Consider the following 12418-nt stretch of genomic DNA (forward strand, 5'->3'; position numbering starts at 1 on the left):
GGTCTCCGTTGAAGCCGTCGTCCCCGCCCCGCAAGCAGCAGATCCCGGTCATCGTCCTTGCGGGGTTCCTGGGGTCGGGCAAGACGACGCTGCTCAACCACCTCCTCCGCAACCGCGCCGGAAACCGGATCGGCGTGATCGTCAACGACTTCGGCTCCATCGAGATCGACGCCATGACGGTCTCGGGCCAGGTCGGCTCCACGGTCTCGCTGGGCAACGGCTGCCTGTGCTGCGCGGTCGACGCGAGCGAACTCGACACCTTCCTGGAGACGCTGACCGGGCCCGCCGCCCGTCTCGACGTGATCGTGATCGAGGCCAGCGGACTGGCCGAACCGCAGGAACTCGTCCGCATGATCCTCGCCAGCGAGAATCCGCACATCGTGTACGGGGGACTGGTCGAGGTCGTCGACGCCGCCGAGTTCGACGCCACCCGGGATCGCCATCCGGAGATCGACCGCCATCTCGCCGTCGCCGACCTCGTCGTGCTGAACAAGACCGACCGGGTCGGGAGCGAGGAACAGACCCGCATCCGGGACGTCATCGCCGCGGCAGGCGACCCCGGCGGCGGCGCGACCGCCGTCATCAGTGCCACATATGGACGCATCGACCCCGAGGTGCTCTTCGACCCGGCACTGCGGCCGGGCAGCGAGGAGAAGACGCGTCAGCTCACCTTCGAGGATCTGCTCCGGGAGGAGCGTGACGGGGAAGAGGGCGAAGCCGGGCACGCGCACCACCTCCACGCCGCGTACGACAGCGTGTCCTTCACCGCGGACGTGCCCATGAACCCCCGCCGTCTGATGGAGTTTCTCGACTCCCGGCCGCAGGGCCTCTACCGGATCAAGGGGTTCGTCGACTTCGGCGTGGGCGACCGGACCAACAAGTACGTGCTGCACGCGGTCGGCAGGTTCCTGCGGTTCGACCCGCAGCCCTGGAAGCGCGACGAACCACGCCGGACCCAGCTGGTGCTGATCGGCTCGGGCATCGCGCCGGACGCCCTGCACAAGGAGCTGGCCGACTGCCGCGAGAGCGCGGCACCGGGCCCGGACGCGACGCAGGACGCCGCACATGAGCGAAGCATGTGGGGCGTCCTGCGGTACGTACAACGGCCCGACGACGACGCGTAGCACTCCGCCACGCGTCGCCCGGCCGGTCGGCTACACCGGGCCCGCGATCACCGCGACCGGCTTGGCCAGCGGCGTCCCCGAACCGTCGCGCCGCGGGTCCGGCTCGGGCAGCTCGCTCGGCGTGCCGTTCTGCTGCGCGGCGCGGGCAGGCGTCGCGCCCGCCCAGCCGAACACCAGGACGTCCTCGCCTTTGAGGAACCGCTGACAGCGCACCCCACCGGTGGCCCGGCCCTTGCGCGGGTACTGGTCGAACGGGGTGAGCTTGCACGTCAGCACCGAGTCGTCCAGCGTGCCGTGCGAGCCCGCGACGGTGAACACCACCGCGTCCACGGCCGGATCCACCGCGGTGAACGAAATCACCTCGGAGTCCGCCGCGAGCTTGACCCCTGCCATGCCACCGGCGGGACGGCCCTGCGGCCGCACCTGTGCCGCCGGATAACGCAGCAGCTGAGCGTCGGACGTGATGAAGACCAGATCCTCCTCGCCGGTCCGCAGCTCGGCGGCGCCGACGATCCGGTCACCGTCCTTGAGGGCGATGACCTCCAGCTCGTCCTTGTTGGCCGGGTAGTCCGGCACCACCCGCTTGACGACCCCCTGAAGGGTGCCGATCGCCAGGCCGGGGGAGGCCTCGTCGAGCGTGGTGAGGCAGACGACGGACTCGTCGCTCTCCAGCGTGAGGAACTCGGCGACCATCGCCCCGCCCGACAGGTTGGGCGCCGCGTGGGTGTCCGGCAGCTGGGGCAGATCGATCACCGCGAGCCGCAGCAGCCGACCCGTCGACGTCACCACGCCCACATCGCCGCGCGCCGTCACAGGCACTGCCGACACGATCACATCGTGCTTGGAACGCTTGGCGTCCTCGGCGAGAACGATCGGCTCGTCATTGGCGGTACGGGCCAGCAGACCGGTCGAGGACAGCAGCACCCGGCACGGGTCGTCCGCGACCTCCAGCGGCACCGAGGCGACCTGCGAACCGGCCGACTCCAGCAGCACCGTACGCCGGTCGGTGCCGAACTTCTTGGCGACCGCGGCCAGTTCGGAAGAGACGAGCTTGCGCAGCTCGGTGTCCGACTCGAGGATGGCGGTCAGCGCGTCGATCTCGCCGTTGAGCCGGTCCCGCTCGCTCTCCAGCTCGATCCGGTCGAACCGGGTCAGCCGGCGCAGCGGGGTGTCCAGGATGTACTGCGTCTGGATCTCGCTCAGCGAGAAGTGCTCGATGAGCCGCTCCTTCGCCTGCGCCGAATTGTCACTGGACCGGATGATCCGGATGACCTCGTCGATGTCGATCAGCGCGACGAGCAGGCCCTCGACCAGATGCAGCCGGTCGCGGCGCTTGTCCCGGCGGAACTCGCTGCGTCGGCGCACCACGTCGAAGCGGTGGTCGAGATAGACCTCGAGGAGCTCCTTGAGCCCCAGCGTGAGCGGTTGTCCGTCCACCAGCGCCACATTGTTGATACCGAAGGACTCCTCCATCGGCGTCAGCTTGTAGAGCTGCTCCAGCACGGCCTCCGGCACGAAGCCGTTCTTCACCTCGATGACCAGGCGCAGGCCGTGCTCGCGGTCGGTCAGGTCCTTCACGTCCGCGATGCCCTGGAGCTTCTTCGCCGAGACCAGATCCTTGATCTTGGCGATCACCTTCTCCGGGCCGACGGCGAAGGGCAGTTCGGTGACGACCAGGCCCTTGCGGCGGGCCGTCACATTCTCCACCGAGACGGTCGCACGGATCTTGAAGGTGCCGCGCCCGCGGGCGTACGCGTCCTTGATGCCGCCCAGGCCCACGATCCGGCCACCGGTGGGCAGGTCGGGACCGGGCACGAACCGCATCAGGGTCTCCAGGTCCGCGCCCGGATGCTTGATCAGGTGCCGGGCGGCGGCGATGACCTCGCCCAGGTTGTGGGGCGGCATGTTGGTCGCCATGCCGACCGCGATCCCGGACGACCCGTTGACCAGGAGGTTCGGGTACGCGGCGGGGAGAACGGTCGGTTCCGTCTCCTGGCCGTCGTAATTCGACTGGAAAGCGACGGTGTCCTCGTCGATCGACTCCGTCATCAGTGACGTAGCGTCGGCCATCCGGCACTCGGTGTACCGCATGGCGGCCGGCGGGTCGTCGTTTCCGAGCGAGCCGAAGTTGCCGTGGCCATCGACCAGGGGGAGCCGCATGGAGAACGGCTGCGCCAGACGGACCAGCGCGTCGTAGATCGACGTGTCCCCGTGCGGGTGCAACTTACCCATGACCTCGCCGACGACGCGGGCACACTTCACGAAGCCGCGATCGGGGCGCAGGCCCATCTCGTTCATCTGGTACACGATGCGGCGGTGCACCGGCTTCATGCCGTCGCGGGCGTCGGGCAGGGCCCGTGAGTAGATCACCGAGTACGCGTACTCGAGGAAGGAGCCCTGCATTTCGTCGACGACGTCGATGTCGAGGATCTTCTCCTCGAAGTCGTCCGGCGGCGGGGTCTTCGTGCTGCGGCGGGCCATCGCTGCTGCGACTCCTTCACGGATTCTGTTCGGGCAACCTCAGGTTCTGACGCGGACCATTGTGGACCGCCGCACTGACATCGCCGACCTCGACCCGTCCCAAGGGGCGTTCCCGGCCCCGGCCGAGGCGCTTTTCCGCCCCGTCGCGCGGGGGATGCGCCCCTCTTTCACGCGAACTTCCACGGTATGGGAACTTCGCCAGGTGTCCGTGCGCTTGCTTAAAGTGGCAGGTCTCGCAGGAAATCCAGTATCGCGATCGAAGGGACGTACATGCCCATGGGTCACACGGCCACCGCTCAGGCCGGCTCCGGCGGCTTGACAGCGACCGAGCACCGCCTGGCCAACGGCCTGCGCGTGGTGCTCTCCGAGGACCATCTGACCCCGGTCGCCGCGGTCTGCCTCTGGTACGACGTCGGTTCGCGCCACGAGGTCAAGGGACGCACCGGTCTGGCTCACCTCTTCGAGCACCTGATGTTCCAGGGCTCCGGCCAGGTCAAGGGGAACGGCCACTTCGAGCTGGTGCAGGGGGCCGGCGGTTCGCTCAACGGGACCACCAGCTTCGAGCGCACCAACTATTTCGAGACCATGCCCACGCACCAGCTGGAGCTGGCCCTGTGGCTCGAGGCCGACCGCATGGGCTCGCTGCTCGCGGCACTCGACGAAGAGTCCATGGAGAACCAGCGCGACGTCGTCAAGAATGAGCGCCGCCAGCGCTACGACAACGTCCCCTACGGCACGGCGTTCGAGAAGCTGACGGCGCTGGCCTACCCCGAGGGCCACCCGTACCACCACACCCCGATCGGCTCGATGGCCGACCTGGACGCCGCGACCCTTGAGGACGCGCGCACCTTCTTCCGTACGTACTACGCGCCCAACAACGCGGTGCTGTCGGTCGTCGGCGACATCGACCCCGAGCAGACCCTCGCCTGGATCGAGAAGTACTTCGGCTCCATCCCGTCCCACGACGGCAAGCAGCCGCCGCGCGACGGCGCGCTCCCCGAGATCATCGGCGAGCAGCTGCGCGAAGAGGTGCACGAGGAGGTCCCGGCGCGGGCGCTGATGGCCGCCTACCGGCTGCCGCACGACGGCACCCGCGAGTGCGACGCGGCAGACCTCGCGCTGACCGTGCTCGGCGGCGGCGAGTCGTCGCGGCTGCACAACCGCCTGGTCCGCCGTGACCGTACGGCCGTGGCAGCCGGGTTCGGGCTGCTGCGGCTGGCCGGCGCGCCCTCGCTCGGCTGGCTGGACGTCAAGACGTCCGGCGGCGTCGAGGTGCCGCAGATCGAGGCCGCGGTCGACGAGGAGCTCGCCCGGTTCGCCGCCGAGGGCCCCACGCCCGAGGAAATGGAGCGGGCACAGGCCCAGTTGGAGCGCGAGTGGCTGGACCGGCTCGGCACGGTCGCCGGCCGCGCCGACGAACTGTGCCGGTTCGCCGTGCTGTTCGGCGACCCGCAGCTCGCCCTGACCGCCGTGCAGCGGGTGCTCGATGTCACCGCGGAGGAGGTCCAGGCGGCCGCCAAGGCCCAGCTGCGCCCCGACAACCGGGCAGTGCTGGTCTACGAGCCGGTCGAACCGGCCGAGCCCGCGGACACCGACGAGACCGACGCCGACGACACCGACGCGCACGAAGGGGCGGACAAGTGACCGACGCTGCCGCGACTGGAGTTTCGATGCAGTACCACCCGCAGCCGGCCGCCGGAGTCGCCCGGCCCTGGGCCTTCCCCGCGCCGGAGCGCGGCACCCTGCCCAACGGCCTCACGGTGCTGCGTTGCCACCGCCCCGGTCAGCAGGTCGTGGCGGTCGAGATCTTCCTCGACGCCCCGCTGGACGCCGAGCCCGAGGGCCTCGACGGTGTGGCCACGATCATGTCGCGTGCGCTGTCCGAGGGCACCGACAAGCACACCGCGGAGGAGTTCGCCGCCGAGCTGGAGCGCTGCGGCGCCACTCTCGACGCGCACGCCGACCACCCCGGCGTGCGGGTCTCCCTGGAGGTCCCGGCCTCCCGGCTGGCCAAGGCTCTCGCGCTGGTCGCCGAGGCGCTGCGGGCGCCCGCCTTCGCCGACAGCGAGATCGAACGGCTGGTACACAACCGGCTCGACGAGATCCCGCACGAGCAGGCCAACCCGGCTCGGCGCGCCGCCAAGCAGCTCTCCAAGGAGCTCTTCCCGGCCACGGCGCGGATGTCGCGCCCGCGCCAGGGCACCGAGGAGACGGTGGAGCGCATCGACTCGGCGGCCGTGCGTGGCTTCTTCGACGCCCACGTCAGGCCGTCCGCGGCGACCGCCGTGGTCGTCGGGGACCTCACCGGCATCGACCTGGACGCCCTGCTCGCCGACACCCTCGGCGACTGGTCGGGAGAGGTTGCCGAGCCCCGTCCCGCCCCGCCGATCACCGCCGACGACACCGGGCGGGTGGTGATCGTCGACCGTCCGGGCGCGGTGCAGACGCAGCTGCTGATCGGCCGGATCGGCGCCGACCGGCACGACAGCGTCTGGCCGGCCCAGGTGCTCGGCACGTACTGCCTGGGTGGCACCCTCACCTCCCGTCTCGACCGTGTGCTGCGCGAGGAGAAGGGCTACACGTACGGCGTACGGGCCTTCGCCCAGGTGCTGCGGTCGTCGGCCCCGGACTCCGCCTCGGGTGCGACCGGCGCCGCGATGCTCGCCATCAGCGGTTCGGTGGACACCGAGTCCACCGAACCGGCGCTCAAGGACCTGTGGACGGTCCTGCGGACCCTGGCGGCCGAGGGCCTGACCGACGCGGAGCGCGAGACGGCCGTGCAGAACCTCGTGGGTGTGGCACCCCTGAAGTTCGAGACGGCGGCCTCCGTCGCGGGCACCCTCGCCGACCAGGTCGAGCAGCACCTGCCGGACGACTACCAGGCGCAGCTGTACGCCCGGCTCGCGGAGACCGGCACGGTCGAGGCGACCGCGGCGGTCGTCAACGCTTTCCCGGGCGACCGGCTGGTCACGATCCTCGTCGGCGACGCGGCACGGATCGAGGAGCCCGTCCGGGCTCTGGGCATCGGAGACGTGTCGGTGGTCACCGGCTGACGACTGTTCCGGCTGACGTCCGGTCCGGCGGGCGCCGACCGACGGGGCGCCCGCCCCGGCACGGCCGGTCCGGCACTCCGGCATATCTCTGCATACCGGGACAAAGGGAAGGCCCCTGCGAGTGCGATCTCGCCGGAACCTTCCCTTTTGTCCGTTCTGGTGGGGAGGTTGCCTGTCTGCCCTGTGGGATGCGCTACAAAATGGCCTGTCCGTTTGGTGAATGAAAGTGACCCCGCTTAGCGTCGGCTCGGCTGTCCGTCACTCGTATGCCGCATCCGCGACGTACCGGACAGTCATCGCCGAGTCCCCGTCAGGCGCGAGCCTGGGGAGCCGGGGACCCACGAAGTCCCTGGGGTGAATCGGATGCCTGAGCCCGATGGGGCCGGGGTGTCCGTAGGAGACCTTCCTGCTCCGAACCCGTCAGCTAACCCGGTAGGCGAGAAGGAAGGAAAGGATCAGCCACTTCATGGCGTTCACCCGTGCCACCGGGAAGCACCGTGCCCCGAGTCGACTGACGCGCAGCAGCGCGAGGGTCGTCGGCGTCGCGGCTCTGGCCACCACCGGCGTCATCGGCGGCCTGGCCGCTCCCGCCCTCGCCGCCGACTCCGAGGCCCCCTCCGCGAGCGACACCGGCCTCAGCCAGGTCATCGCCATCGACAAGACCCTCGCCGACCGGATCGACGCCCAGGCCGACGTGCAGCAGCACCAGGCCGATGCCGCGGCGAAGGCGAAGGCGGAGGCTCAGCGGAAGGCTGAGGCCAAGAAGAAGGCCGAGGCGAAGGCCAAGGCGGACGCGAAGGCCAAGGCGGACGCGAAGCGCGCCGCCGAGGCCCGTGCGGAGAAGGCGCGCGCCGCCCGGTCCGCCGAGCGCACCCGCCTGGGCTCCTTCCAGCTCCCGGTCGCCGGTTCGTACGTCAGTACCGGTTACAAGTCCAGCGGCTCGCTCTGGTCCTCCGGCAGCCACTCGGGCATCGACTTCCACGCCGCCTCCGGCAGCTCCGTCGTCGCCGTCGGCGCCGGTACGGTCGTCGAGGCCGGCTGGGGCGGCGCGTACGGCAACAACATCGTGCTCCGGATGACGGACGGCACGTACACGCAGTACGGCCACCTCTCCTCGATCGGTGTCTCCGTCGGCCAGAGCGTCGGCGCGGGTCAGCAGATCGGCCTCTCCGGCTCGACCGGCAACTCCACCGGACCGCACCTCCACTTCGAGGCCCGGACGACGCCGTCCTACGGCTCCGACATGGACCCGGTCGCGTACCTGCGCGCCCACGGTGTCAACGTCTGACCGACGCCCCACCGCAGCACCACGTCGAAGGCCCCGGCTCCATGCCGGGGCCTTCGGCATGCCCGCCGTGCGCCCGCGGGCGACGACTGTCCGCCGAACCGCCCCGTGGCCAAAAGATATTCATGAATTTCCGCCCGGCATCGGAAATGCGGCCGCATTGCAATAGAGTCGCAGAACAGGCGTCGGTCGGCCGCGTTTCGCGGGGATTAAGGCGGAGGTTCGGACATGCGCATTCCGGCGCATTCGGTATGCACGGCAATCCGTGAAGACATCGTCTCCGGTGTCTTCGAACGCGGCAGCCGTCTCACGGAGGAGTTGCTGGCACGCCGCTACGGGGTCTCCCGCGTCCCGGTACGGGAAGCGCTGCGCACCCTGGAGTCCGAGGGCTTCGTGGTCACCCGGCGGCACGCGGGTGCCTGCGTCGCCGAGCCCACCGAGCTGGAGGCGGCCGACCTCCTGGAGGTCCGCACGCTGCTGGAGCCACTGTGCGCCGCGCGCGCCGCGCAACGCCGCACCGAGGCGCACCTCAAGGTGCTGCGCGGTCTCGTGCGGCTCGGCCAGGACCGGGCCAGGCGGGGCGAGGGCGAGGACCTGCGCTCGTTGGGCGGCTGGTTCCACGAGACGCTGGCGCAAGCCTCCGGCAGCCCCGGCCTGATCGCGCTGCTCACCCAGCTGCGGCACAAGACCGCCTGGATGTACGCGGTCGAGCAGCCGGCCCGGCCGGTGGATTCCTGGGCCGAGCACGGGGCCATCGCGGACGCGGTGGCGCGCGGTGACGCGGAACGGGCCAGGGCGCTGGCCGCCCATCACGCGGAACGGGCCGCGGCCGCGCACCGGCTGCGCCGGACCGACCGGCCGGGCCGGCAGCCCGCCGTTCCCCGTACCGGCCGGGTGAGGACCTCGCAACATTCCGTAAACACCGCAGGCGTCCGGAATTAACAATTACGCCGTATACAAATAGGTATGGCTGTGCGGGGTCAATTTCACCCCGCCTGGAATTGGCGTGCCAGAATTCTGCATGTTCACCCGGAGGGCCCGATCCGGGAAAAAGGATCCGATCCGGAAAACAAAAGAGCCGCGGCCCCGGTTCAGGGCGCCACGGCTCTCTCGCGGAGCATGTTCTCAGACGGTCTCCGGGAGCTCCTCGAGCCCCTCGGCGACCAGCTTCGCCAGACGGTCCAGGGCGGCTTCGGAGTCGTCGGCCTCGGATACGAGCACGATCTCCTCGCCACCCTGTGCGCCGAGACCGAGTACCGCGAGCATGGAGGCGGCGTTCACCGGGTTGCCGTCGGCCTTGGCGATCGTCACGGGGACGCCGGAAGCCGTGGCGGCACGGACGAAGATGGAAGCGGGGCGGGCGTGCAGGCCCTCGGCCCAGCCGACGTTGACGCGGCGCTCAGCCATGGTTCTGCCCTTCAGGAATCAAAAGTTGTCTAGACCAGTCTCTCACGCGGTGCGCAGTGCTCCGGTCGACCCGGGAAATGCCCGTGATGCCTGCGGTAGGGCCGAACGGCCCTCCCAGACTGCCCCGGCCCCGGGACCTACGCGACCGCTGACGGAGCCGTAGTCTTTGCCCATGCAGCCCGCGCCGGAGCAGAGTCCGCATCACGCTTATCCCGACCACTGGGAAGCGGACGTGGTGCTCCGCGACGGAGGCACCGCGCGCATCAGGCCCATCACCACGGACGACGCCGAACGGCTGGTCAGCTTCTACGAGCAGGTCTCCGACGAGTCGAAGTACTACCGGTTCTTCGCCCCATACCCACGCCTGTCCGACAGGGACGTGCACCGCTTCACCCATCACGACTACGTCGACCGGGTGGGGCTCGCCGTCACGGTCGGCGGTGAGTTCATCGCGACCGTCCGCTACGACCGCATCGACGAGCGCGGCAGGCCCGCCTCCGCACCCGCCGACGAGGCCGAGGTCGCCTTCCTCGTCCAGGACGCGCACCAGGGCCGGGGCGTGGCCTCGGCGCTCCTCGAACACATCGCGGCCGTCGCCCGCGAGCGCGGCATCCGCCGCTTCGCCGCCGAGGTGCTGCCCGCCAACAACAAGATGATCAAGGTGTTCCGGGATGCCGGATACACCCAGCAGCGCAGCTTCGAGGACGGCTCCGTCCACCTCACCCTGGACCTCGAACCGACCGCCGAGTCCCTCGCCGTCCAGCGCGGCCGTGAGCAGCGGGCTGAGGCGCGGTCCGTGCAGCGCCTGCTGGCCCCCGGTTCTGTCGCCGTCATCGGTGTCGGCCGGACCCCCGGCGGCGTCGGCCGAACGGTCCTGCGCAACCTCCTCGGGGCCGGCTTCACCGGCCGTACGTACGCCGTGAACCGCGCCTTCGCCGCCGACCAGGTGACCATCGATGGCGTCCCCGCCCACCGCTCGATCGGCGAGATCGACGAGCCGGTCGACCTCGCGGTGGTCGCCGTCCCCGCCGACCGGGTCCCGGAAGCCGTCGCCGACTGCGGTGAGCACGGCGTCCAGGGCCTGGTCGTCCTCTCCGCCGGATACGCCGAATGGGGTGCCGAGGGCCGGGAACGGCAGCGTGAACTGGTCCGTCAGGCCCGCTCGTACGGGATGCGGATCATCGGCCCGAACGCCTTCGGCCTGATCAACAACGCGGAAACGGTACGGCTGAACGCCTCGCTCGCCCCCGAGCCGCCCGCTCCCGGGCGCATCGGCCTCTTCACCCAGTCCGGAGCGATCGGCATCGCCCTGCTCTCCGGGCTCTACCGGCGCGGCGCGGGCCTGTCCACCTTCATCTCCGCGGGCAACCGCGCCGACATCTCGGGCAACGACTTCCTCCAGTACTGGTACGAGGACCCCGACACCGACGTCGCCCTGCTGTACCTCGAATCGCTCGGAAACCCCCGCAAGTTCACCCGCCTCGCGCGGCGCACCGCGGCGGTGAAGCCGGTGGTCGTGGTGAAGGGCGCCCGGCACAGCGGCTCCACCCCGCCCGGCCACGCGGTGCCGATCAGCCGGATCCCCGACGCGACGGTCTCGGCGCTCATGCGGCAGGCCGGCGTGATCCGGGTCGACACGGTGACGGAGATGGTCGACGCGGGTCTTCTCCTCGCCGACCAGCCCCTCCCGGCCGGCCCCCGGGTCGCGATCCTCGGCAACTCCGAATCGCTCGGCCTCCTCACGTACGACGCCTGCCTCGCCGAGGGGCTGCGCCCGCGCCCGCCGCTCGACCTCACCACCGCCGCCACCCCGCAGGACTTCAGGAACGCCCTGGCCGAGGCTCTCGCCGACGACGGCTGCGACTCGGTGGTCGTGACGGCGATCCCGTGGGTCGGCGAGGACGGCGAGGCGGAGTCGGGCGACGGAGAGGTGCTCGCCGCCGCCCTGCACACAGCCGCCGCCGCAGGTCCGGCCAAGCCGGTCGCCGTCGTACATGTCGAGATCGGCGGGCTGGCCGAGGCCCTCGCCGCGGCCACCAGCACGGTCGCGCAGCCGCGCCCCCCGGCGCAGCCCGCCCCGGCCGCGACCACCACGCCCACCGGAGTCACCGCCCCGGCCGACCCGAGCCCGGCGCCCACCTCACCGGCTCCTCCCGCAGTCGACGGCGCCCCCGGCACCCGGATCGGCCGGATCCCCGCCTACCCCGCCGCCGAACGGGCGGTGCGCGCCCTGGCCGAAGCGGTGCGGTACGCGCAGTGGCGACGCCAGGCCGCCGTGCCCGGCAAGGTGCCCGAGTTCCTCGACGACACCATCGACGAGCCGGGCGCCGCCGGCCTCATCGACACCCTCCTCGGCCCCGACCCCGACCCGCGGGGCCGGCAGCTCGCACACGACGAGGCGCGCGAACTCCTGGGCCGCTACGGCATCACCGTACGGCCGACGCTCCCGGCGCCCGACCCGGACGCCGCCGTCGCGGCAGCGGCCCGGCTCGGCTATCCCGTGGCGCTCAAGACCACCGCGCCGCACCTGCGCCACCGGGCCGACCTCGGCGGTGTCCGGCTGGACCTCGCCAACGAGACCGCGCTGCGCCGGGCGTACGGCGAACTGACCGACCTGCTCGGCAAGCCCGCCGAACTCCAGCCCGTGGTCCAGGCCATGGCGCCGCGCGGCGTCGACACCGTCGTACGGGCCACGATCGACCCGGCGGCGGGCGCCGTCCTCTCCTTCGGGCTCGCGGGCGCGCCCTCCGAACTCCTCGGCGACACCGCCCACCGCCTGGTCCCGGCCACCGACCGCGACGCCGCCGAGCTGATCCGGTCGATCCGGGCGGCCCCGGTGCTGTTCGGCTGGCGCGGCGCGGCACCCGTGGACACCGCCTCGCTCGAAGAGCTGCTGCTGCGGGTCTCCCGGCTGGTCGATGACCACCCCGAAGTGGTCTCCATCGCCCTGGAACCGGTCGTGGTCGCCACCCAGGGGCTGACCGTGCTCGGCGCGAGCGTCCGCCTCTCGCCGCCCCCGGCCCGCACCGATCTCGGCCCCCGCCGCCTGCCCAACTACTGACCCGCGC

Annotated in this window: 8 protein-coding genes and 1 riboswitch; of the genes, 6 read left to right on the top strand and 2 right to left on the bottom strand. The window is 71.1% G+C overall.

All coding sequences use genetic code 11. From position 1 onward, the window contains the following. Positions 1-8 precede the first annotated feature (8 nt). Entirely contained in the window at positions 9-1124 is a 1116-nt protein-coding gene (locus OG978_RS30580; RefSeq protein WP_326768280.1) for a CobW family GTP-binding protein, read from the top strand. Positions 1125-1154: 30 nt separating this feature from the next. Here the strand turns inward: OG978_RS30580 and OG978_RS30585 are convergent, their stop codons facing one another. Continuing rightward, the gene (locus tag OG978_RS30585; protein ID WP_326768281.1) at positions 1155-3605 is read right to left on the bottom strand and encodes a DNA gyrase/topoisomerase IV subunit A; all 2451 of its coding nucleotides are present in this window, start codon (positions 3603-3605) and stop codon (positions 1155-1157) included. Positions 3606-3875: 270 nt separating this feature from the next. On the opposite strand from OG978_RS30585, the gene OG978_RS30590 reads away from it, so the two are divergent. The 4 genes from OG978_RS30590 to OG978_RS30605 all read left to right on the top strand — a co-directional run bounded on the left by OG978_RS30590 (position 3876) and on the right by OG978_RS30605 (position 8885). Further along, positions 3876-5249, top strand: a complete 1374-nt coding sequence (locus tag OG978_RS30590) for a M16 family metallopeptidase (RefSeq protein ID WP_326768282.1) — start codon at positions 3876-3878, stop codon at positions 5247-5249. A 26-nt stretch (positions 5250-5275) separates the two neighbouring features. After that, on the top strand, positions 5276-6658 hold the full coding sequence (locus tag OG978_RS30595; RefSeq protein ID WP_326770221.1) for a M16 family metallopeptidase: 1383 nt from the start codon (positions 5276-5278) through the stop codon (positions 6656-6658). 287 nt (positions 6659-6945) lie between these two features. Further along, a riboswitch (cyclic di-AMP (ydaO/yuaA leader) is annotated at positions 6946-7111 on the top strand. A gap of 13 nt (positions 7112-7124) precedes the next feature. Beyond that, positions 7125-7946, top strand: coding sequence for a M23 family metallopeptidase (locus OG978_RS30600; RefSeq protein WP_326768283.1), 822 nt, complete (start codon positions 7125-7127; stop codon positions 7944-7946). 225 nt (positions 7947-8171) lie between these two features. Next, positions 8172-8885, top strand: coding sequence for a GntR family transcriptional regulator (locus OG978_RS30605; RefSeq protein ID WP_326768284.1), 714 nt, complete (start codon positions 8172-8174; stop codon positions 8883-8885). Positions 8886-9068: 183 nt separating this feature from the next. Here the strand turns inward: OG978_RS30605 and OG978_RS30610 are convergent, their stop codons facing one another. Continuing rightward, on the bottom strand, positions 9069-9350 hold the full coding sequence (locus OG978_RS30610) for an HPr family phosphocarrier protein (RefSeq protein WP_326768285.1): 282 nt from the start codon (positions 9348-9350) through the stop codon (positions 9069-9071). 172 nt (positions 9351-9522) lie between these two features. Here OG978_RS30610 and OG978_RS30615 point away from each other — a divergent pair, with 172 nt between their 5' ends. After that, positions 9523-12411 carry a bifunctional acetate--CoA ligase family protein/GNAT family N-acetyltransferase gene (locus OG978_RS30615; RefSeq protein ID WP_326768286.1) on the top strand — a complete coding sequence of 963 codons (2889 nt, stop codon included), beginning with the start codon at positions 9523-9525 and terminating at the stop codon, positions 12409-12411. Positions 12412-12418 lie beyond the last annotated feature (7 nt).

The sequence above is a fragment of the Streptomyces sp. NBC_01591 genome (assembly GCF_035918155.1).
Classification (GTDB): domain Bacteria; phylum Actinomycetota; class Actinomycetes; order Streptomycetales; family Streptomycetaceae; genus Streptomyces.